This is a genomic window from Amycolatopsis sp. NPDC051106, assembly GCF_040682775.1.
Taxonomy (GTDB): Bacteria; Actinomycetota; Actinomycetes; order Mycobacteriales; family Pseudonocardiaceae; genus Amycolatopsis.
Map to the genome: position 1 here is coordinate 54,693 of NZ_JBFBBQ010000027.1, position 23,684 is coordinate 78,376.

A 23,684-nucleotide genomic window follows, 5' to 3' on the forward strand; every position below is an offset into this window, starting at 1 on the left:
GAGAACCTCTCGCCGAACTTTAGGATAGGCACACCTTATTTAGGTGAGGCTGCCGAAAGCAACCACTGCGACCTACCTGTGTCCACCCCCACCTGCGTCAATTCCTGCCCGACAACTGCGCCTCCGCGCCGGGAACCGGCTCGGCCGGGTCGTGGCCCAGGTGGACCTGGCGGTTGTCCGCGTCCACGTGCACCACGCGCGGCCGGTGCCCGGCGCGCTCGGCCTCGTCGACCTGGGCGTAGGTGATGATGATGACGAGGTCGCCCGGGTGCACCAGATGCGCGGCCGCGCCGTTGATGCCGATCACGCCGGTCCCGGGCTCACCGGTGATCGCGTAGGTCTCCAGCCGCGCGCCGTTGGTGATGTCGACGATCTGGACCTGCTCGCCTTCGACGATGTCCGCGGCGGCCATCAGGTCGGCGTCGATGGTCAGGGACCCGACGTAGTGCAGGTCGGCCTGGGTCACCGTGGCGCGGTGGATCTTGGCGTTCATCAGGGTGCGCTGCATCAGTTTCCTCGGGTTTCGGTCAGCAGGGCGGCGAGCCCGGCCGCGGTCGGGGTGCGGAAGAACTCGGCGATCGGGAGCTCGCTCCCGGTCCGTTCGGTGATCCGGTTGCGCAGGACCACCAGCAGCATCGAATGCCCGCCGAGGGTGAACAGGTCGTCGTCGGCACCCACGGTGCCCACGTCCAGGACCTCCGCGAAGATTTCGCAGAGGGTCTTCTCCAAGGGTGTTTCGGGTGCCCGGCCCCGCGTCTCGAACCCGGGTACCGGCAGGGCGGCCTTGTCGAGCTTCCCGTTGGGCGTCACCGGGAACGCGTCCAGGGGCACGATCGCCGCCGGCACCATGTACTCCGGCAGCGACCGGGCGGCGAACTCCCGCAGCCGCGCGGGATCCGCGGTCGCCGGAGTCGTGTAGGCGACGAGGCGCTTGTCCCGGTCCTCGCGGACGACGACGAGCGCCTGCTCGACGTCGTCGTGGCGGGCCAGGGCCGTCTCGATCTCGCCCGGTTCGATCCGGAAGCCGCGGATCTTGACCTGGTCGTCGGTGCGGCCGAGGTACTCGAGCTGCCCGTCGGGCCGCCACCGCACCAGGTCGCCGGTGCGGTACATCCGCTCCCCCGCCGGCCCGAACGGGTCGGCGACGAACCGGTCGGCGGTGAGCGCGGGACGCCCGTGGTAACCGCGCGCCAGCCCGGCGCCGGCCAGGTACAGCTCGCCGGGCACGCCGGCCGGGACCGGGGTCAGGCCATCGTCGAGGACGTACGCGCGGGCGTTGTGCACCGGGCGGCCGATCACCGGCCGGTCGGCGTCGCGGAAGCGGCCGACCAGGGCGTCCACTGTGGCCTCAGTGGGCCCGTAGAGGTTGTACGCCTCGGTGCCGGGCATCGACCGCAGCGTCTCCCACAGCGTCTGGGACACGGCTTCACCGCCGACCCCGACGACGCCGAGGGCGCACTCACCGTCTTCGACCACCCCGGCCGCGGCGAGCTGCGCGAAGTGCGACGGCGTCAGCTCCAGGAAGTCGAGCCCGCGGTCGCGCACCACCGCGGCCAGCCGGTCGGGGTCGCGGCGCGTGTCGTCGTCGACGACGTGCACCTCGTGCCCGTCGAGCAGCCACAGCTGCGGCTGCCAGGAGGCGTCGAAGAAGAACGCCCACGCGTGCCCGACCCGCAGCCGGCGCCCGCCCGCGGCCGCGACCGCCGGGCGGTACAGCGTCTCGCGGTGGCTGTGGAACAGGTTCACCAGCCCGGAGTGCGGGATCACCACGCCCTTCGGCTTGCCCGTGGAGCCGGAGGTGTACAGCACGTACGCCGGGTTCGCGGGTGACGGCGGTGTCAGCGCCATCCCAGTGTCCACAATGTCCTCGACGAACAGAGCCCCCGGAACCGGCGAAGCCAGCGCGCGGCTGGTCAGCACCAGCGCGGCACCGGCGTCCTCGAGGATCGCCGAGATCCGGTCGGCCGGCTGGTCCGGATCCACGGGCAGGTAGGCCGCGCCCGCCTTGAGCACGCCGAAGATCGCCTCGACGACCGCCGCGGACCGGGGCAGCACGAGCGCGACCACCTTCTCGGGTCCGGCACCGCGCGAAGTCAGCCAGCGGGCGAGGCGGTCGGTCCGCATCGCGAATTCGGCGAAGGTGACGCTGCTGGACGCGTCGCTCAGCGCAGTAGCGCCCGGCGTCGCCGCCACCTGCGCGGCCAGCCGGTCGACGACCGTCGGCGCGGACGTCGTCAGCGGCTCGCCACGCCCCCACCCGGCGACGATCCGGTGCCGTTCGGCCGCGTCCAGGACGTCGATCCGGCTCACCGGCCGGTCCGGGTCGGCGACGACGGCCGCCATCAGCCGCACCAGGCGCTCGGTGAGGGTCCGGGCGGTCGGCTCGTCGAAGAGGTCGAGGCTGAACTCGAGGTCGCCTTCGAGGCCACCGGGGGTTTCGACCAGGTCGAAGGACAGGTCGAACTTCGCCTGCCGCAGCCCGGTGTCCCGGTAGGACGCGTCGAGGCCGAGCAGCCGCTCCGGCTCCGAACCCGAGTGGTAGACCGCGAGCATGACCTGGAACAGCGGGTGCCGGGCCAGGGACCGGGCCGGGTTGAGCAGCTCGACGAGGTGCTCGAACGGCAGGTCCTGGTGGGCGTACGCCGCCAGGTCGGCCTCGCGGACGCGGTCCAGGAGCTCCCGGAACGTCGGGTCGCCGCCGGTGTCGGTGCGCAGGACCAGCGTGTTGACGAAGAACCCGGCGAGGTCCTCCAGCGCTTGGTCGGTGCGCCCGGCGACCGGTGTGCCGAGCGGGATGTCGGTGCCCGCGCCGAGCCGGGTGAGCAGGGCCGCGAGGGCCGCCTGCAGCACCATGAACGTGCTGGTGTCGCTGCCGTGGGCCAGCTCGCGCAGGCCGCGGTGGACGTCGGCGGGCACGGTGAACGGCACGGCGGCGCCGCGGTTGGTCGCCCGCGCCGGGCGTGGCCGGTCCGCAGGGAGCGCCAGCTCGTCCGGGATCCCGGCGAGGGTGTCTCGCCAGAACGCCGCCTGGCGGCCGAGAAGGCTGTCCGGATCGTCGGCGCGGCCGAACATCTCCCGCTGCCACAGCGTGTAGTCCGCGTACTGCACCGGCAGCGACGTCCACTGTGGACTCTCACCGCGGAGGCGTGCGGCGTAGGCGGTGTCGAGGTCGCGCTTCAGCGGCGGCAGCGACCAGCCGTCGCCGGCGATGTGGTGCACCAGCAGCACGAACACGTGCCGCTCGGGCCCGGCCGACACGAGCGCGGCGCGCACCGGGATCTCGGCGTCGAGGGTGAAGCAGTACGACGCCGCGGCGGTGACGCTCTCGTCGAGGTCGGTCGCCGGCACGGACTCGGTGACCAGCACCGGGTGCGCGCGGTCCAGCACGACCTGCCGCGGCGTGCCCTGCTCTTCGACCAGCAGCGTCCGGAGGACCTCGTGGCGCGCCACGACATCGTCCAGCGCGGCCTGCAGTGCGCCGGTGTCGACCGGACCGGTCAGCTCCCACGCCCACGGGATGTTGTAGGTCGCGGACCGTCCATCCAGGCGGTCGAGGAACCACAGCCGCTGCTGCGCGAACGACAGCGGCAGGACGTCCGGCCGCTCGGCCGGGACCAGCGCCGGACGGCGGCCCCGGCCCGGGTCCAGCGCTTCGGCGAGCCGGGCCGGGGTGGGCGCGTCGAACACCGCCCGGATCGGCACTTCGACGCCGAGCAGCGCGCGGATCCGGCTGACCAGCCGGGTCGCCAGCAGCGAGTGGCCGCCGAGGGCGAAGAACCCGTCGTCCGGGCCAACCCGCGGCACGCCCAAGACGTCGGCGAACAGGTCGCCCAGCGCCTGTTCGGCCGGAGTCCGCGCGATCCGGCCTGAAGTCCGGATCCCGGGGTCGGGCAGGGCGGCGCGGTCGAGCTTGCCGTTGGCGTTCGCCGGCAGCTCCGGCAGCACCACCACCGCCGACGGCACGAGATACTCCGGCAGCCGCGCGGCGAGCAGCGCCCGCAAGGCGACCGGGTCACCCGACGGCGCCACGTAAGCGATGAGCCGGTTGTCGCGGGCTATCACGGCCGCGCGCGCCACCGAGGGGTCCGCGGTCAGCACGGCTTCGGCCTCGCCGGGTTCGACGCGGAAGCCGCGGATCTTGATCTGCTGGTCGGCGCGGCCGAGGAACTCCAGGGCTCCGTCGGCGCGGCGGCGGACGAGGTCGCCGGTCCGGTACATCCGCTCCCCCGGCTCGAACGGCGAGGCGACGAACCGTTCGGCGGTGAGCGCCGCCCTGCCGAGGTAGCCCCGCGCGAGCCCGGCGCCGGCCAGGTACAGCTCACCGCGGACGCCCGGCGGCACCGGCCGCAGGCCTGCGTCGAGGACGTACGCGCGGGTGTTCGCGATCGGCCGGCCGATCGCGACCGGCCCGCAGACCTGGGCGAGGCTGTCGCCCGCGACCTCGGAGCAGCCGTAGAGGTTGACCAGCTTCGCCGACGGCCACCGCCGGGCCACCTTCTCGGCGAGGGCGGCGGAAAGCGGCTCACCACTGGTGATCCAGGTCGTCACGGTGGCGAAGGCGTCGGCCGGGGCGTCCTCGGCGAAACTGTCGAGGAGACTCGGGACGACGGTCAGCACCTGGGCACCGGACGTTCGCACGAGTTCGGCGAGCGCGTGCGGGTCGGTGGCCGTCGCGTCGTCGGCGAGGACCACCGGGTCGCCCGCGACGAGGCCGCCGAGCAGTTCCGTCGAGCCGTCGATGAACGTCAGCGCGCTCTTGGCCACGCGCACGCCTTCGGCGAGGTCCCGGCCCCAGTGCAGCCGGTTGGCCAGCGCGCGCTGGGTCCCGGCAACGGCCTTCGGGCGGCCGGTGGAGCCGGACGTGAAGATGACGTACGCCGGGTTGTCCGGGCTGATCGCCGGCCACGCCGTTTCGGGACCGGTGTCGCCGGGTCGCACCAGCCGATCCCCGAAGCCTTCCTCGGCGACGACCAGGTGCGGGGCGGCATCGGTGAGCATCAGCTCAACGCGCTCGGCCGGGTGGTTCAGGTCCAGCGGCAGGTAGGCGGCGCCGGTCTTGAGCACCGCCAGCAGGGCGACGACCAGCTCGGCCGACCGCGGCAGCGCCACGGCCACCACGCGTTCGGGCCCCGGGCCCCGAGCGAGCAAGGCCCGGGCGAGAATCGTGGCTCGCGCGTCGAGTTCCGCGTAGGTGAGACGCTCGGAGCCGAACACCAGCGCGGGAGCGTCCGGGGTCCGCGCGACCTGGGCGGAAAACAGCTCGGCGGCCGTCTCCGCGGGAAGCGGCGTCGCGGGGGCGGCGGCGAGCTGGCCGTGCTCGGCGTCGGTCAGCAGGTCGACCGCGCCGATCCGCGTGTCCGGATCGGCGACGACGGCCCGCAGCAGCGTCCGGAGCCGGTCGAGGATGGTCTCGACACTCGCGCGGTCGAAGACGTCGCTGTTGTACTCGGCCGTGCCGCGGATCCCGGCCCGGCTGCCGGGCCGCTCGCCGACGAAGAACGTCAGATCGGCGCGGGCGGTGCCGGTGCGGACCGGTTCCTCCGCGACGGTCAGGCCAGGCAGCGCGAGGTCGGCGACGGCGTTGTTCTGCCAGGCCAGCATCGTCTGGAACAGCGGGTGGTACGCGAGCGAGCGCACCGGGTTCAGCGCTTCGACCAGCCGCTCGAACGGCACGTCCTGGTGGGCGTAGGCGTCCAGGCTGCGGTCCCGCACGCGGGCGACGAGGTCCCGGAACGACGGGTCGCCCCCGGTGTCGACGCGCAGCACCAAGGTGTTGACGAAGAAGCCGACGAGGTCGTCGAGCGCCTGGTCGGTCCGGCCGGCGATGGAGGTGCCGAGCGGGATGTCGGTGCCCGCGCCGAGCCGGGTGAGCACGGCGGTGAGCCCGGCGTGCACGACCATGAACACGCTGGCCCCGCAAGCCCGGGCCAGCTCGACGAGTCCACTGTGGAGCTCCGCGTCCCAGCCGAACGCGAACTGCTCGCCCCGGTAGGACGCCTCGGCCGGGTGCGGCCGGTCGGTCGGCAGCTCGATCCGCTCGGGCAGATCCGCCAGAGCCGCACGCCAGTAGGCCAGCTGCGGTTCGATGACCGGCTCGCCGAGGACGTCGCGCTGCCACAGCGTGTAGTCCGCGTACTGCACCGGCAACGGCGTCCATTGCGGAACCTCCCCGGCCTGCCGGGCGGTGTAGGCCGTCGCGAGGTCGCGCCACAGGGGCGCGGTCGACCAGCCGTCCGACGCGATGTGGTGGAACACCAGCACCAGGACGTGCTCACGAGCGCCCAGCCGCAGCAGTTCCGCTCGCAGGGGGATTTCGGACTCCAGCTCGAACACCGTGCGGGCCGCTTCCGACACGGCGTCCGCGAGCGTGGTCTCGGTGACCGTGCGGGTCGGCAGCGGGATCGTGACGTCGTCGAGGACCAGCTGCCGGGCCTCGCCGTCGATCTCGGGGAAGACCGTGCGCAGGGCCTCGTGGCGGCCGACCACATCGGACAGGGCGAGCTTCAGCGCGGAGACGTCGAGCTCGCCGGTCAGCCGGACCGCGGTCGGCATGTTGTAGGTGGCCGACGGGCCCTCCAGGCGGTGGAGGAACCACAGCCGCTGCTGGGCGAACGACAGCGGCAGCACGTCCGGCCGCGGTTCGACCCGCCCCAGCGCGGGCCGGGCGGCGGAGGCATCTGAAGTGGACAGCAACGCGGCCAAGCCGGCGACCGTCGGCGTCTCGAACACCGACCGCACCTGCAGCTCGACACCGAACACCGCGCGCAGCCGCGCGACCAGGCGCGTCGCCATGAGCGAGTGCCCGCCCAGGGCGAAGAAGTCGTCGTCGACGCCGGCCGACGCGGTGTCGAGGACTTCGGCGAAGAGTCCGCAAAGGACTTCTTCGACCGGCGTGCGCGGCGCCCGGCCGGCCGGGACCGCCTGCTGGTCCGGGCTGGGCAGGGCCCGGCGGTCGAGCTTGCCGGACGCGAGCAGCGGCAGCCGGTCCAGGACCACGAACGCCGAGGGCACCATGTACTGCGGCAACCGGTCGCGGACGTGGGCCCGCAGGGCCGACACCAGCGCGCTCGTGTCCCGCTGCCCCGCCGGGTGGTTCCCCAGCGCTTCCAGGGCGGCCCGGGCCGGCCGGGCGCGGTGGACCCGCACCGGCTCGCCGGTGGTGAACACGACTTCGAGGAAGCCCGCGTCCCCCGGCGCCGAATACACGCGGTAACCCCCGCGTTCGCCGAGTTCCCGCAGCTCTTCCGGATCCACTCCGGACGGCTGGGCGGCCAAAGCGGACAGTGCCGCTTCCGCGTCGCCGTCGGCCAATGCGGCGACGGCGGCGAGTTCACCGGACAGGCGGGCGTCCGGCACGCCGGTCACCCGCAGCCGGCCCGGACGGTCGCCGAGGAGACGTTCCAGCTGGGCCCGAGACTCGAACGCGACGACGTCTTCCTCGACCGGCCCGGGCTTCGGGGCCTTCCGCAGGACGACGTCGTACCGGTGGCGGGTCAGCTCGTTGTGCGCCTGGCCGCGCTTCACCCACAGGTCGACGTCGTCGAAGCCGTCCAGCTGCCGGGCCAGCGCGGTGAAGAAGTCCGGATCCAGCACGAGTTCACCTTCACGCGCGATGGCCTGATCGACCGCGGCGACGTCACGGCGGCCGTGGCTCAGCTCGGTCGCCGTCCGGAACGCGCGCAGCGAGCGCAGGTTCCGGATGTCGCCCAGGAAGATCACGCCACCCGGGCGGACCCGCGTCGCGGCCGTGCGGACGACCTCGGCGAGGTAGCCGACGCTCGGGAAGTACTGCGCGACCGAGTTGATGATCACCGTGTCGAAGTCCGGCAGTTCACCCAGATCGTGCGCCGGGCGCGCGGCGAGGTGGACCTTGTCCGCGTACGGTGTCGCCGCGAGTTCCCGCCGGAGGTTGGCGATCGCCTTCTCGGACAGGTCGACGCCCCAGTACTCCTCGGCGTCCGGCGCGATCCGGGACAGGATCAGTCCCGACCCGACACCGATCTCCAACACCCGCTTCGGCCGCAGCGACCGGATCCGCTCGATCGTGGCCGCGTGCCACTCCCGCATCTCGTCGAGGGGGATTTCCGAGCCGTCGTAGCTGGAGTTCCAGCCGGTGAAGTTTTCCTCCAGCCCGCCGGACGCGGCTTCGGCGAAGACGTTCTCGTGCAGCTCCCGCCACTCGCCGACGTGGTCCAGCTCCGCCTCTTCGTCCCGGCCTGCCACCGGGACGGCGTAGGCGATGAGCCGGCCGTCCTGAGCGACGACGACCGACTGCCCGACCGCCGGGTGCTCGGTGAGCACGGCTTCGATCTCGCCCGGCTCGATGCGGTAGCCGCGGATCTTGACCTGGTCGTCCGCCCGGCCGAGGAACACCAGCCGCCCGTCCGGCAGCCACTTCACCAGGTCGCCGGTGCGGTAGAGCCGGCCACCCGAACCGAACGGGTCGGCCACGAACCGCTCCGCCGTCAGCCCCGGCCGCCCGAGATAGCCACGCGCGAGGCCCGAGCCGGCCAGGTACAGCTCCCCCACCACCCCCGGCGGGACCGGCCGCAGCCCGGCGTCGAGCACGTACGCCCGGGTGCCCGGGTCCGGGATGCCGATCGGGACGACGGTCGCGTCCGCCAGCTCGACCGGGTCGCTTTCGCCGAGCGTCGAGTTGGTGGTCGCCTCGGTCGGGCCGTACGCGTTGAACATGCGGCGTCCGGGCGCCCACCGCCGGACCAGCTCCGGCGACACGCGCTCGGTGCCGGCCAGCAGCACGCTGTCGCGCGGGAGGTCGCAGTCCGCCGGCATGGCGTCGAGCAGCGCGGGCGGGAGGATCATGAAGTCCACGCCGTGCTGGTGCGCGTACTCGGTCAGCGCGGGCCCGGCCACCCGGCGCTCGGCCGGGACCACGACGAGGCGGCCGCCGGAGAGCAGGCCGAGGCACAGGTCCCAGAACGCGACGTCGAAGCTCGGCGACGCGAACTGCAGCACCCGGCTGTGCGGGCCGATCCCGAACCGCCCGACCTGGGTGGCGACCAGCTTCGCGACGCCGGAGTGCTGGAGGACGACGCCCTTCGGCCGCCCGGACGAGCCGGACGTGTAGATCACGTAGGCCGCGTTCTCCGGCTTCACCACGACCGCCGGGTCCGCTGTGGACATCCCGTCGAGCCCCGGGTCGTCGAGGAGCACGCGAGGAACGTCCGCCGGGAGTTTCGCGTCGATCTCGCGGGTCGTCACGACGCAGACCGGGCGCGTGTCCTCGACCATGTAGGTGATCCGGTCGCCGGGGTAGTCGACGTCGATCGGCAGGTACGCGGCGCCGGCCTTGAGCACCGCCAGCTCCGCGACGATCATGTCGACCGACCGCGGCACGGCCAGCGCGACCACGCGCTCCGGCCCGGCGCCCCGCTCGGCGAGCAGGTGGGCGAGCCGGTTGGCGCGCGCGTTCACCTCGGCGTACGTCAGTTCGACGTCCTCGAAGACGAGCGCCACGGCGTCCGGTGCTTCGGCCACACGGCGGGCGAACAGGCCGGGGAACGTCTCGGTGCCCGCGGGTTCGAGCGACCCGGCCCACTCGGTCAGGACGCGCTCGCGCTCATCGCCTGCCAGGAGGTCCAGGGCGGTGACCGGGCGGTCCGGCTCGGCCAGTGCGGCGCGCAGCAGCACTTCGAGGCGGCGCAGGATCGCGTTCGCGCCCGGGTGGTCGAAGACGTCGGCGTTGAACTCGAGCACGCCCGCGATCCCGGCGTCGCGCTCGGTCAGCGAAATCGAGAGGTCGAACTTCGACGTCCCGGTGGTCACCGGGATCTCGGTGACGGTCAGGCCGGGCAGGGTGACCTCGGCGCGAGTGTTGTTCTGCCCGGCGAGCATCACCTGGAACAGCGGGTGGTACGAGAGCGACCGCGCCGGGTTGAGCACCTCGACGAGCCGCTCGAACGGGACGTCCTGGTGGGCGTACGCGTCGAGGTTGCGCTCGCGGACGCGCGCCACGAGGTCGCGGAACGACGGCTCGCCACCGGTGTCGACGCGCAGCACCAGGGTGTTGACGAAGAACCCGACGAGGTCGTCGAGGGCCTGGTCCGTGCGGCCGGCGATGGGTGAGCCGATGGGCACGTCGGTGCCCGCACCGAGCCGGGTGAGCAGGGCGGCGAGGGCCGCGTGGACGACCATGAACACACTGGCGCCGGATTCGCGCGCCAGCTCGGTCAGGCGCGTGTGGAGATCCGCGTCCCAGGTGAAGGTGTGCAGCTCGCCGCGAAAGGTCGCGGTGACCGGGTGCGGACGGTCGAGGGGCAGCTCGATGCGGTCGGGCAGGCCGTCCAGGGTGTCGCGCCAGTAGTCCAGCTGCGTGCTCAGCACGCTGTCCGGGTCGTCTTCGCTGCCGAGCAGATCCCGCTGCCACAGCGTGTAGTCCGCGTACTGCACCGGCAGCGGTGTCCACTGTAGATCTTCTCCGGCGCGACGGGCCGCGTAGGCCGTTGCGATGTCGCGCCACAGCGGAGCCATCGACCAGCCGTCGGAGGCGATGTGGTGGAACACCATCGCCAGGACGTGCTCGCGGTCGCCCAGCCGCAGCAACTCCACCCGCATCGGCGCCTGCCGCTCGAGGTCGAACGAGCCGCGGACCAGCCCGGTCAGCGCGGCGTCGAGATCATCGACGTCCCGCACCGGCAGGGCGATCTCGCCGGCCGGGAGGATGTCCTGGTACGGAACGCCGTCGTGCTGCGGGAAGCGGGTCCGCAGTGCCTCGTGGCGGGCGACCACATCGGACAGTGCGGTGCGCAGCGCCTCGACGTCGACCTCGCCTTCCAGGCGCATGATCAGCGGGACGTTGTAGGTGGCCGACGGGCCTTCGAGGTGGTGCAGGAACCACAGCCGCTGCTGCGCGCCGGACAGGGGCACGAGCGCGGGCCGGGCCATCGGGACCAGTTCGGGTCGCGCGGTCCCGGTGCCGGCACCGACCAGCGCGGCGAGGCCGGCGGCGGTGGGCGTCTCGAACACCGACCGGACTTCCAGCTCGGCGTTCAGCGTCGTGCGGATGCGGGCGATCAGCCGGGTGGCGAGCAGCGAGTGGCCGCCGAGGGCGAAGAAGCTGTCGTCCGGGCCGACCCGCGGCAGGCCGAGGACGTCGGCGAACAGTTCGCACAGCTGCCGTTCGACGGGGGTGCGCGGCTCACGGTCGGACGTCGGCGCGGCGGGATCGGGTGAGGGCAGGGCGCGGCGGTCGAGCTTGCCGTTGGCTGTCACCGGGAGCGCGTCGAGGACGACGATCGCCGAGGGCACCATGTGCTCCGGCAGCCGGTCGGCGGCGAGGGTACGCAGGTCCGCGGTCAACGTGCTGATCCGGCGGAAGCGGCCGGGGTTGCCGGTGTACGAGAGCAGCGGGTCAGGGCCGGGCCGGAACGCGCCCGCGGTCTCGCCGGTCGTGAACACGACATCGACGGAGCCGTCGCCCTCGGCGGACCAGGTGACGACCGTGCGGTAGCCGTGCGCGTCCCCGAATGCGTACCAGTCTTCGGGGTTCACCCCGCCCGGCGCGGTGCGGCCGTTCGGAACCCGTTCGATCCTGCTCGGACCGGTGACCTCGTCCACAGTGGAGAGATCGGTGCCCCACACGAGGACGGGGACCTCGGGTGCCACGGCCGAGCCGGGGCGCAGGATCACGTCGTAGCGGTACTGGGTCAGCTCGTTGACCGCCCGGCCGCGCTTGACCCGGATGTCCGCGGTGACCCCGTCGAGCCCGGCGAAGAGTTCGGGCGCGACCAGGAGTTCTTTCTCCCGCAGGAGGTTCTGCTCGACGTCACCCCCGCGCGCTTCGGCCACCGCCGTGTGGAAGGCGCGGACCTGGCGCAGGTCGCGGACGTCGCCGACGAACAGTGACCCACCCGGCACGAGGAGCCCGAGGGCCTTGCGCAGCACCTCCAGCAAGTACGTCCCGCTCGGGAAGTACTGGACGACCGAGTTGAGCACGATCGTGTCGAAGTACCCGGACGGCAGGCCGGTGACGTCGGCGGCGTCGCCGGTGCGCAGTTCGACGCGCCCGGCCAGCGCCGGGTCGGCGGCGACCCGCTCGCCCAGTGCGGCGATGACCTCGGCGGAGAAGTCCGTGCCCCAGTAGGACTCGCAGTCCGGGGCCAGCTCGGTCAGCAGCAGGCCGGTACCGACGCCGATCTCCAGCACCCGCTTCGGCTTCAGCGACCGGATCCGCGTGACGATCGCGTCCCGCCACTCGCGCATCTCCGCGCGTGGGATCGGCTCGCCCGTGTAGCTGGAATTCCAGCCGGCGAACTCGTCCTCGGCAGCCGAGTACATCGAGTCGTACAACTCGCGCCACTCGCCGACCTGCTCGGACTCCTCGGCCGGCGACGCGGAGGTGTCGGCGGGGACGACGTACCCGACCAGGCGGACGTCGCCCGGCCGGTCCTCCCGGGCCACGACCACGGCGTGGGCGACGTCGTCGTGCGTCGCGAGGGTCGCGGCGATCTCGCCGGGCTCGACGCGGAAGCCGCGGATCTTGATCTGCTCGTCGCCGCGGCCGAGGAACTCCAGGACACCGTCGGGGCGGAAGCGGGCGAGGTCGCCGGTGCGGTACATCCGCTCCCCCGGCTCGAACGGCGAAGCGACGAACCGTTCAGCGGTCAGCCCGGCCCGGCCCAGGTAGCCGCGGGCGAGCTGGACGCCGGCGAGGTACAGCTCGCCGGCGGTGCCGGGCGGTACCGGGCGCAGGGCGGCGTCGAGGACGTAGGTCCGGGTGTTCCACACCGGACGTCCGATCGGGACAGCGGGGTCCTCGACGGACGTCCGGTGTGAGGTGACGTCGACCGAGGCTTCGGTGGGACCGTAGAGGTTGTGCAGCTCGGCGTCCAGGACCTGGCCGAACTGGACGACGGCGTCGGTGGGCAGGGCTTCACCGCTGCACAGGACCCGGCGCAGGCTCGTGCACTCCCCCGCGGCCGGCTCCTGCAGGAAGACCTGGAGCATCGACGGGACGAAGTGGACGGTCGTGACCCCGCGGTCGCGAATCAGCCGGGCGAGGTAGGCCGGGTCCTTGTGGCCGTCCGGCCGGGCAAGGACCTCGGTGGCCCCGGTGATCAGCGGCCAGAGGAACTCCCACACGGACACGTCGAAGCTGGACGGCGTCTTCTGCAGCACGCGGTCGTCGCCGGTCAGGCCGTACTCGTCCTGCATCCACAGCAGCCGGTTGACGATGCCTTCGTGCGGCACGACGACGCCCTTGGGGCGGCCCGTCGAACCCGAGGTGTAGATGACGTACGCGGGGTTCTCCGGCCGGAGTGCGACGTCGAGCGGAGCGTCCGGAACTCCGTCGAGGAGGTCCGGGTCGTCCACGCGAACTGCGTGCGGCAGGTCATCGCCGGTCGCCAGCACGAGTGCCGGTGCGGCGTCGCCGAGCATGAACGCGATGCGCTCGGCCGGGTAGCCGGGGTCGAGCGGCAGGTAGGCCGCGCCGGTCTTGAGCACGGCGAGGATGGCGGTGACCAGGTGCGTCGAGCGCGGCAGGGCCAGGGCGACGACGCGCTCGGGCCCGGCGCCCCGATCGGCCAGCACGCGGGCGAGGCGGTTCGAGACGGCGTCCAGCTCGGCGTAGGTCAGCTCTTCGTCTTCGAAGACGAGCGCCGTGGCGTCCGGGGTCCGCGCGACCTGGGCGGCGAACAGCTCGGGCACGGTGACCGCGGGGACGTCTTCGACGGCTCCCGACCAGACCGCGGGCAGGGCGTCGCGTTCCGCCGGGGTGAGCACGTCGAGGCCGCCGAGCCGGCGGTCCGGCGCGGAGACGACCTGGCGCAGCAGGACTTCGAGGCGGTCGAGCAGACCGGTGACGGTCGTGTGGTCGAAGACCTCGGCGTTGAACTCGGCCTGGCCGTGGATGCCGTCGGCGCGCTGGGTGAAGGAGAACCAGAGGTCGAACTTGGCCGTGCCGGTGCCGACGGGCCGTTCGGTGACGGTCAGCCCGGGCAGCTCGACGCCGGCGCCGGGGGTGTTCTGCCACGCGAGCATGGTCTGGAACAGCGGGTGGTGCGCGAGCGACCGTGCCGGGTTGAGCGCTTCGACGAGGCGCTCGAACGGCACGTCCTGGTGGGCGTAGGCGTCGAGGCTGCGGTCCCGCACGCGAGCCACGAGGTCGCGGAACGACGGGTCGCCGCCGGTGTCGACGCGCAGGACGAGCGTGTTGACGAAGAAGCCGACGAGGTCGTCGAGCGCCGGGTCGGTCCGGCCGGCGATCGGGGTGCCGATCGGGATGTCGGTGCCACCGCCCAGCCGCGACAGCAGGGCGGTCAGGCCCGCGTGCACGACCATGAACGGGCTCGCTCCACACGCCCGTGCGAGGTCGGTGAGCCCGGCCTTCAGGCCGGCGTCCCAGGCGAAGGTGAAGAACTCGCCGCGGTAGGCCGACACCGCCGGGTGCGGCCGGTCGAGCGGGAGCGGGATGCGTTCGGGCAGGCCCTCAAGGGCAGTGCGCCAGTAGTCGAGCTGGCCGATCTCCTCGGTTGCGAGGAGTTCACGCTGCCAGAGCGTGTAGTCCGCGTACTGCACCGGAAGCGGCGTCCATTGTGGAGCTTCGCCGCGCAACCGGGCGCGATAGGCCGTGGCGATGTCCCGCCAGAGCGGAGCGAGCGACCAGCCGTCGGCGGCGATGTGGTGCACGACCAGGACCAGCACGTGCCGGCGCGGGTCGACGGTCAGCAGCGCGGCCCGCACCGGCACCCCGGCACCGAGGTCGAACACGCCGCGGACCAGCCCGTCCACAGTGGAGTCCACTTCGGACTCCGGTGTCTCGCGGACGGTCAGCTCCACCGCGGCTTCGGTCAGGACCTGCTGGTACGGCACGCCGTCGGCGGTCGGGAACACCGTCCGCAGCGCCTCGTGCCGGTCGAGGACGTCGTGCAACGCCGCCCGCAGCGCCTCGACGTCCAGCTCGCCCGCGAGCCGCATGACGAGCGGGACGTTGTAGGTCGCCGACCCGCCTTCCAGGCCGTGCAGGAACCAGAGCCGCTGCTGCGCGAACGACAGCGGCAGCCGCTCCGGTCGCTCGGCGACGCGGGTGAGCGGGCGCCGCTCGGTGCCGGCCACCGCCCCGGCCAGCAGCTCCGCCAGCGCGGCCGGGGTCGGCGCGTCGAACACCGCCCGCACCGGCACCTCGGCGCCGACCGCCGCGCGGATGCGCTGGATCAGCCGTGTCGCCAGCAGCGAATGCCCGCCGAGGGCGAAGAAGTCGTCGTCGGGGCCGACTGTGTGGATTGCCCCATCCCCACCCCATCCGAGGACGTCGGCGAACATCTCGCACACCAGCTGCTCGACGGGGTTGCGCGGCGCGCGTCCCGGCCCGGCGGCGAACCGCTCCGGGCTCGGCAGGGCCTTGCGGTCGAGCTTGCCCGAGGCGAGCACGGGCAGCTTGTCCAGCACGACGAACGCCGAAGGCACCATGTACAGCGGCAGCCGGTCGCGCACGTGCGCGCGCAGCGACGCCACCAGCGCGCCGGTCTCCCGCCGGGCCGCCGGGTTGTTCGCGTACGACGCGGGCGTGCCGGTCTGCCGCCCCGGGCGATAGGCGGGGGCGCCGCCGGCCGAGCGCCCCAATGTGGCATTGGGTGCGTCCAACGCACCGAACGCCACATTGGGTGCGTCAGACGCACCGAACGCCACATTGGGGCGCAGGAAGACGGCCTCGAGCGCACCACTCTCGGCGGCCCAGGTCACCGCCACGCGGTACCCGGTGCGGTCGCCGAGCCGGTGCAGAACTTCGACGTCGACGCCGTCACGGCGGTCGAGGGCGGCCAGCGCCGCCTCGGCGTCGCCCTCGTCCAAGGCGCGCACCGCCGCCAGCTCCCCGGCCAGCCGGGCGTCCGGGATCCCGGTCACGCGCAGCCGGCCGGGCGTCTCGGCGGTCAGGAACCGTTCCACCGAACCGAGATCGCCGAATGCGACGACCTGCTCGTCGACCGCGGCCGGCTTCGGCGCCTTCCGCAGGACGACGTCGTAGCGGTGCCGGGTCAGCTCGTTGTGCGCCTGCCCGCGCTTGACCCACAGGTCGACGTCGGCGAAGCCGTCCAGGCCGCGGGCCAGGGCCGGGAAGAAGTCGGGGTCGAGCACCAGCTCGCCCTCGCGCGCGATGGCCTGGTCGACCGCCGCGACGTCGGCCCGGCCGTGCCGCAGCTCGACCGCGGTGCGGAACGCCCGCAGCGAACGGAGGTTGCGGATGTCGCCGAGGAAGATCGTGCCGCCGGGGCGCACCAGGGCCGCCACGGTCCGGACGACCTCGGCGAGGTACTCGGCGCTCGGGAAGTACTGCGCGACCGAGTTGATGATCACGGTGTCGAACGGCTCGTCCGGCAGCTCGCCGAGGTCGTGCGCGGGGCGGGCGGCGAGGTGCACCCGGTCGGCGAACGGCGTCGCGGCGACCTCGCGCCGGACGTTCTCGATCGCGCTCTCGGAGAGGTCGACGCCCCAGTACGCCTCGGCGTCCGGCGCGATCCGGGAGAGGATGAGCCCGCTGCCGACGCCGATCTCCAGGACGCGCTTCGGCTCGAGCGAACGGATCCGCTCGGTGGTCGCCGCGTGCCACTCCCGCATCTCGGCGAGGGGGATGTCCGAGCCGTCGTAGCTGGAGTTCCAGCCGGCGAAGTTCTCTTCGATGCCGGTCGATCCGGCGAGCATCTCCTCGTGGACGGCGTGCCACTCTTCGACGTGGCCCTGCTCGGCCGCCTGGTCGCGGTCGGGCACCGGCACCGCGTAGGCGATCAGCTGCCCGTCCTGCGCGACGACGACCGACTGGCCGACGCGCGGGTGCTCGGCGAGCACCGACTCGATCTCGCCGAGTTCGATGCGGTAGCCACGGATCTTCACCTGGTCGTCGGCGCGGCCGAGGAACACCAGCCGCCCGTCCGGCAGCCACTTCACCAGGTCGCCGGTGCGGTAGAGCCGGCCACCCGCACCGAACGGGTCGGCCACGAACCGCTCCGCCGTCAGCCCCGACCGCCCGAGATAGCCACGCGCCAAGCCGGACCCGGCGAGGTACAGCTCGCCGACGACGCCGACCGGGACCGGCGCGAGGGACGCGTCGAGGACGTACGCGCGGGTGCCCGGGTCCGGAACGCCGATCGGCACGGCCGAGCCGGGCGCGATCTGCGGGTCGCAGAGTCCGAGTGTCGAGTTGGTCGTGGCCTCGGTCGGGCCGTAGGCGTTGAACATCCGGCGGCCGGGCGCCCACCGGCGCACCAGCTCCGGCGACACGCGCTCGGTGCCGGCCAGCAGCACGCTGTCGCGCGGGAGGTCGCAGTCGTCGGGGAACTCGGCGAGCAGCGCGGGCGGCAGGATCATGAAGTCGACGCCCTTGGCGTGCGCGTACTCAGCCAGCTCCGGGCCGGGAACGCGCCGCTCGGCGGGGACGATCACCAGGCGCCCGCCGGAAAGCAGGCCGAGGCACAGGTCCCAGAACGCGACGTCGAAGCTCGGCGACGCGAACTGCAGCACCCGGCTGTGCGGGCCCACCCCGAACCGCTGCGACTGCGTCGCGACGAGCTTCGTGACGCCGGCGTGCGACACCACGACGCCCTTGGGCCGGCCGGTGGAGCCGGAGGTGTAGATGACGTAGGCCGCGTTCGCCGGGACGATCGCCGCGGCCGGATCCGTGTCCGGCGCGGCACCGAGGTCGAGTTCGTCGAGGAGCACGACGTCGCCGTCGAAGCGGCCGGCGAGGTCGTTCGTGGTCAGCACGCACACCGGGCGGGCGTCGGTGACCATGAACGCGAGGCGCTCGGCGGGGTAGTCCGGGTCCAGCGGAAGGTAGGCGGCGCCGGCCTTGAGCACGGCCAGCTCGGCCACGATCATGTCCGGGGACCGGGGCACGGCGAGCGCGACCACCCGTTCCGGCCCGGCTCCGTGCCCGATCAGGACGTGGGCGAGCCGGTTCGCCCGCGCGTCCAGCTCGGCGTAGGTCAGTTCCTCGTCCTCGAAGACGAGCGCCACCGCGTCCGGGGCCTCCCGCACGCGGGCGGCGAACAGCTCCGGCAGGGTCGACAACGGCGTGTCGAGGCCGGTGTCGTTCCATTCTTCGAGGATCCGGCGCAGTTCCGGACCCGGCACCAGGTCCAGGCGCTCGACCGGCCACTGTGGACGGCTCAGGGCGTCGGCCAGGAGGTGCTCCAGATGATCGAGCATCCGATCCACTGTGGACTCGTCGAGGACGTCCGCGCGGTAGTCCGCGACGAGCGTGTCGCCGTCGACGGTCAGGTTCAGGTCCAGCGGCAGATCCGTCTCGGCGCCGAAACCGACGTTGACGACCACCGATCCCCCGCGACCGGGCTCCGGCCGCACTTCGGCGACCAGATCGTCGAAGGGGACTTCATGGGCGAAGGCCTCTTCGCGCGCCTCGCGCACGCGCGCGTCGACGTCCGCGAACCCGGGCGAGCCACCGAGGTCGACCCGCAGGGGCACCAGCGAGCCGAGGCCGAGGACGACGTCGGCGGTTCCCGCGTACCGGGACAGCAGCACCGCGAAGGCCGCGAGGAGGGCCGGCTCGTCGGCCGGCGGCAGCGGCCGGGTCAGCCGGGCCGGGACAGGCTCGGCGGAGTACGGCCGGTCGACCGGCAGGGCGAGCTCCTTCGGCGCCGAGGCGAGGCGGGTACGCCAGAAACCGAGCTCCGCCACCTGCTGCACAGCGTCACCGTTGCTCACCGGGAGACCAGCCTCCTGCTGCTCAAGACACCCTGAACCGGGTGTGGACTTAGGGCAACCTAACAAACCGAGGGTGAGAACGCACTGCTGTACCATCGGTTAGCCTTACCTAAAATGAGTACCAGTCGGAGGTGCGGTGCGAACAGACCCCGGAGGGATCGCTCTCACGCGACGCCCGCCACACACGGGCCGTGCGCTCGGCCTCTTGGCCGCCTTCGGTGTCCTGGTCCTCCTCTGCCTGCTGAGCGTCTGGCTGGGCTCCAAGGAGATCTCGTTCGGCGCCGTCTGGCAGGTGCTGTGGCACGACGACGGCTCCGCGGACGCCGTGATCATCCACAGTGTCCGGATGCCGCGGACGCTGCTCGCGGTCCTCGTGGGTGCCGGCCTCGGGCTCGCCGGCACGGTGATGCAGGCGCTGACCCGCAACCCGCTCGCCGACCCGGGCCTGCTCGGCGTCAGCGCCGGGGCCGCGTTCGCGATCGTCTTCTCGATCACCGTGCTGGGGATCAGCTCGCTCTACGGCTACATCTGGTTCGCCTTCGCCGGCGCACTCCTCGCCACCGCCGTCGTCTACTACCTAGGCACGCGCGGGCGGGCCGGGTCGAGTCCGGTCAAGCTCGCGCTCGCGGGCGCCGCCGTGACGGCCCTGCTCTCGTCCTTCACCAGCGCGATGGTGCTGTCGGACCCGGTGGCGCTCAACCGCTACCGCTTCTGGTCGGCCGGCTCGCTCTCCGGCGTGGACGCGACCGCGTTGCTGCAGATCCTGCCGTTCCTCGTGGTCGGCGTGGTGCTCGCGATCGCGAGCGGCCCGGCGCTCAACAGCCTGGCCCTCGGTGACGACGTCGCGATCGCGCTCGGCCGCAAGCTCGGCCCGCTGCGGCTGCGCGGCGCGCTGGCGATCACCCTGCTGACCGGCGCCGCGGTCGCCGTCGCCGGGCCGATCGTGTTCCTCGGCCTGATCGTCCCGCACGCGGTGCGGTTCGTGGTCGGGCCGGACCACCGCTGGCTGCTGCCCTACACCGCGATCCTCGCGCCGTGCCTGCTGCTCGCCGCCGACATCCTCGGCCGGGTCATGGCGCGGCCGAGCGAGATCCGGGCCGGCGTCATCGTCGCGTTCCTCGGCGCGCCGTTCTTCATCTACCTGGTCCGCCGCCGCAAGCTCGTGGAGTCCTGACATGAGCCTGCTGCAGGTGCGGCGCGACCGCGTCACCTTCCGCGTCGGTGCGGTGTCCGGCCGGGTCCGGCCCCGGCTGCTGCTCGTTTCCGTGGTCCTCGCGGTGCTCGCCTTCGTGCTGTTCTGCGTGGGCATGACCATCGGCGACGTCCCGATGACGGTGTCCGACGTGCTGTCCGGCCTGTTCGGCGGCAGCGACGGCGGAAACGGCTACATCGTGCAGGAACTGCGCCTGCCCCGGGCGCTGACCGGCCTGCTGGCCGGGCTCGCGTTCGGCGCGTCGGGCGCGGTGTTCCAGACGATCACCCGCAACCCGCTGGCCAGCCCGGACATGATCGGCATCAACGCGGGCGCGGCGACGGCCGTGGTCGCCGGGATCGCGTTCGGCTTCGGCGGCGGCCTCGGCACCACCACGCTGGGCCTGCTCGGCGGGCTGTGCACGGCGCTGCTGGTGTACGCGCTGGCGTGGCGGCGCGGGACCACCGGGTACCGGATCCTGCTGGTGGGCATCGGCATCTTCGCGATGTGCACCAGCCTCACCGACTACCTGCTCAGCAAGGCGCAGATCACCGAGGCGCAGGCGTCGATCGGCTGGCTGGTCGGCAACCTCGCCAACCGCGGCTGGGAACACGTCGTGCCGCTGTTCGCCGCGCTCGTCGTGCTGTTCCCGGTGGTGCTGGCGCTGTCCCGCTGGATGCAGACGCTGCTGCTCGGCGACGACGTCGCCGCCGGGCTCGGCACGCCGGTGCAGCCGGTCCGGCTCGGCCTGCTGCTGGCCGGGGCCGGCCTGGTCGCGTTCGCGACGGCGTCGGCGGGCCCGATCTCGTTCGTCGCGCTGACCGCGCCGCAGATCGCGCAACGGCTCGCCCGGCTCTCCTCGCCGCCGATCACGGCGTCCGCGCTCACCGGCGCGGTCGTGGTGCTGGGCAGCGACATCATCGCGCGCTCGCTGACGGCGTCGGCGCTCCCGGTCGGCATCGTGACCGGCGTGCTCGGCGCCCCGCTGCTGCTCTGGCTGCTGGCCAGGGCCAACCGATCCGGCTCCGGAGGCTGACCGAGATGACACCGTCCTTGCGGGTGCAGGACCTCCGCGTCGCCTACGACGACCGGGTCGTCATCGACGGCCTCGACCTCGACATCCCCCCGGAGCAGATCACGGCGATCGTCGGGCCGAACGCGTGCGGGAAGTCGACCCTGCTGCGCACGCTCGCCCGGCTGCTCACGCCGAAGTCGGGCGGGGTGTACCTCGACGGCCGCTCGATCCACGACCTGCCGACCCGCCAGGTCGCCCAGCAGCTCGGGATCCTGCCGCAGTCCCCGGTGGCGCCGGAGGGCATGACGGTGGCCGACCTGGTCGGCCGCGGCCGCGCCCCGCACCAGAGCTGGTGGCGGCAATGGTCCACATCGGACGAAGGCGCGGTCGCGTCGGCACTGGAGGCCACGGAGCTGACCGACCTCGCCGACCGCCCGGTGGACGAGCTCTCCGGCGGCCAGCGGCAGCGGGCGTGGATCGCGATGGCGGTCGCGCAGGACACCCCGGTGCTGCTGCTCGACGAGCCGACGACGTACCTCGACCTGGCCCACCAGATCGACGTGCTGGACCTGGTCGTCGACCTCAACCGCGGCGAAGGCCGGACGGTGGTCATGGTGCTGCACGACCTGCCGCAGGCGTGCCGCTACGCCGACCACGTGATCGCGATGAAGTCCGGGCGGATCGTGGCGTCGGGCAAGCCGGTGGAGGTCATCACGGAGGAGCTCGTGGACGAGGTCTTCGACGTGCGCTGCCAGGTGACCCCGGACCCGGTGAGCGGGACGCCGATGGTGATCCCGATCAGCCGCCACCACCCGGCACCGGTCGACTAGCGCTATCCTGGGCGTGGCCCGCCTCGTGCCGTTCCGAGGTCCGTCCGGCCACCACCCCACTCCTGGAGCTGACCTGTGTTCGTGCTGCCCGAAACCACCACCGGATCCGAGCGTCTCCTGCTGGAGGCGACGATGGACCGCCAGCGCCGCGCGGTCGCCGACACCGCGCGCGGCCTGCCCGAAACCGACGTCCGGCAGCGCCTGGTCCCGTCCCTGACCACGCCGATCGGCCTCGTCAAGCACGCCGCGATGGCCGAACGCCGCTGGTTCCAGCTCCTTCTGCTCGGCCTCGCCGAGTCCGAGTGCGACGGGCCGACGACCCCGGGCGACGCCAGTTTCGTCGTCGCCGAAAGCGAAAGCCTCGCCGACGTGCTCGCCGAGTTCGAGCGGGCGAGCGCGCGCTCACGCGAGATCGCGGCCCGCTTCGAACTCGACGACACGTGGACGCACGACGTCCTCGGCGAGGTCAGCCTCCGGTTCGTCTACCTGCTCCTGATCGAGGACTTCGCCCGGCACGCCGGGCACGGCGACATCCTCCGGGAGCAGCTCACCGCGCGCTGACCGCGTACTCGCCTTCGGGTGCGGCGACCACCCGGCGGTCCACAATGGACTGCAGGATCTCCCCCACCCGCACCGCGGTGTTCGACAGCAGCGACGACGTGATCCCGTGCGTGTGCTCGGTGCCGCCCTGCAGGTAGATCCCGCCGCGCAGGGGCGGCTCCGTCGTGAGCCGGTAGTCGCGCTCGACGCGGAGGCGGCCTTCGTCGTCCCGCAGGCAGCGCGGGCCGAGCTCGCCCAGCAGCGGCGTCGGGTCCGCCGGCCGGTAGCCCGTGGCGTAGATGACCGCGTCGGCCTCCAGCACCGTCTGCGCACCCGACGTCAGGGACTCGATCGTCACCGTCCCCGCGTCGGTGACCTCGACCGGGCGCGAGACGTTGAACAGCCGCAGCCGCTCCACGCCCAGCACCTTCTCGCGGTACATCCGGCGGTACAGCTCGTCGATCAGGTCGATGTCGACGGCCGAGTAGTTCGTCGCGCCGTGGTAGCGCATCAGGCGGTCCTTGACCGGCTCGCCCGCGCGGTAGAACTGGTCGACGGCGTCCGGGTCGAAGATGCGGTTCGCGAACGAGCTGTCGTCGGCCGGGCTGTAGCCGTAGCGCGCGAACACCGCGCACACCTCGGCGCGCGGGAACTCGTCGTGCAGCAACGCCGCGACCTCCGCCGCGCTCTGCCCGGCGCCCACCACGACGAACCGGCGGGGATCGGTGCCGCGCAACGCGTCCACGCGGAACAGCAGCTCGCTGTTGTGCCAGATCCGCTCGCCGGCGGTAACGCCCTCGGGCAGCTGGGGCCGCAAGCCCGTGCCCACCACCAGGTTCCGGGCGCGCAGCGAAGAGCCGTCCGAGGCCTCGACGTCGAAGTAGGCGACTTCCGGACCGTCGTACACCGGCTTCACCGCGACGACCTCGGTGCCGTAGGAGACGACGTCGTCGACCTTCGCGGCCGCCCACTCGAAGTAGTCGTGGAACTCGACGCGCAGCGGGAAGAGGTTCTTGTGGTTGATGAAGTCGACCAGCCGGCCGACCGATCGGAGGTAGTTCAGGAAGCTGAACCCGCTGGTCGGGTTGCGCATGGTGACCAGGTCCTTGAGGAACGACACCTGCATGGTCGCGGTGTCGATCAGCATCCCGCGGTGCCAGCCGAAGCGCGGTTGCCGCTCGAGGAAGTGCGCGGTCACCGGCTCGCCCGGGCCCGCGTTGTGCTCGGCGAGAGCGATGGCGAGGGCCAGGTTCGACGGGCCGAAGCCCACCCCGACGAGGTCGTAGATCGGGATCTCTTCGCCGGCCTCTGCAGTCATGGTGCTCCCTTGCGCGCTTCGGTACCGTTCAGGGAACCCTAACCTAACTTAGGCGAGCCTCGCCTAGTACGTTCGTGGTGATGTTCGTCCCCGATCACGAAGGGCACTCTC

Annotated in this window: 7 protein-coding genes; 4 read left to right on the forward strand and 3 right to left on the reverse strand. The window is 72.7% G+C overall.

The window, feature by feature from the left end; all coding sequences use genetic code 11:
* Positions 1–97: 97 nt before the first annotated feature.
* Positions 98–508 carry an aspartate 1-decarboxylase gene (gene panD, locus AB0M83_RS21535; RefSeq protein WP_285478569.1) on the reverse strand — a complete coding sequence of 137 codons (411 nt, stop codon included), beginning with the start codon at positions 506–508 and terminating at the stop codon, positions 98–100.
* On the reverse strand, positions 508–18,678 hold the full coding sequence (locus AB0M83_RS21540) for an amino acid adenylation domain-containing protein (protein WP_364519582.1): 18,171 nt from the start codon (positions 18,676–18,678) through the stop codon (positions 508–510). The genes panD and AB0M83_RS21540 overlap by 1 nt, the downstream gene beginning before the upstream one ends.
* 136 nt (positions 18,679–18,814) lie before the next feature.
* On the opposite strand from AB0M83_RS21540, the gene AB0M83_RS21545 reads away from it, so the two are divergent.
* The 4 genes from AB0M83_RS21545 (at position 18,815) to AB0M83_RS21560 (ending at position 22,276) form a co-directional block, all read left to right on the forward strand.
* On the forward strand, positions 18,815–19,852 hold the full coding sequence (locus AB0M83_RS21545) for an iron chelate uptake ABC transporter family permease subunit (protein WP_364519584.1): 1,038 nt from the start codon (positions 18,815–18,817) through the stop codon (positions 19,850–19,852).
* A gap of 1 nt (position 19,853) precedes the next feature.
* Complete coding sequence (locus AB0M83_RS21550) at positions 19,854–20,906, forward strand: iron chelate uptake ABC transporter family permease subunit (protein WP_364519586.1); 1,053 nt, start codon at positions 19,854–19,856, stop codon at positions 20,904–20,906.
* A 5-nt stretch (positions 20,907–20,911) separates the two neighbouring features.
* Positions 20,912–21,715, forward strand: a complete 804-nt coding sequence (locus AB0M83_RS21555) for an ABC transporter ATP-binding protein (RefSeq protein WP_364519588.1) — start codon at positions 20,912–20,914, stop codon at positions 21,713–21,715.
* A 75-nt stretch (positions 21,716–21,790) separates the two neighbouring features.
* Positions 21,791–22,276, forward strand: a complete 486-nt coding sequence (locus AB0M83_RS21560; protein ID WP_364519590.1) for a DinB family protein — start codon at positions 21,791–21,793, stop codon at positions 22,274–22,276.
* On the opposite strand, the gene AB0M83_RS21565 is transcribed toward AB0M83_RS21560, so the two are convergent.
* The gene (locus tag AB0M83_RS21565) at positions 22,263–23,573 is read right to left on the reverse strand and encodes a lysine N(6)-hydroxylase/L-ornithine N(5)-oxygenase family protein (RefSeq protein WP_364519592.1); all 1,311 of its coding nucleotides are present in this window, start codon (positions 23,571–23,573) and stop codon (positions 22,263–22,265) included. The two genes, AB0M83_RS21560 and AB0M83_RS21565, sit on opposite strands and share 14 nt — an antisense overlap.
* Positions 23,574–23,684: the final 111 nt, after the last annotated feature.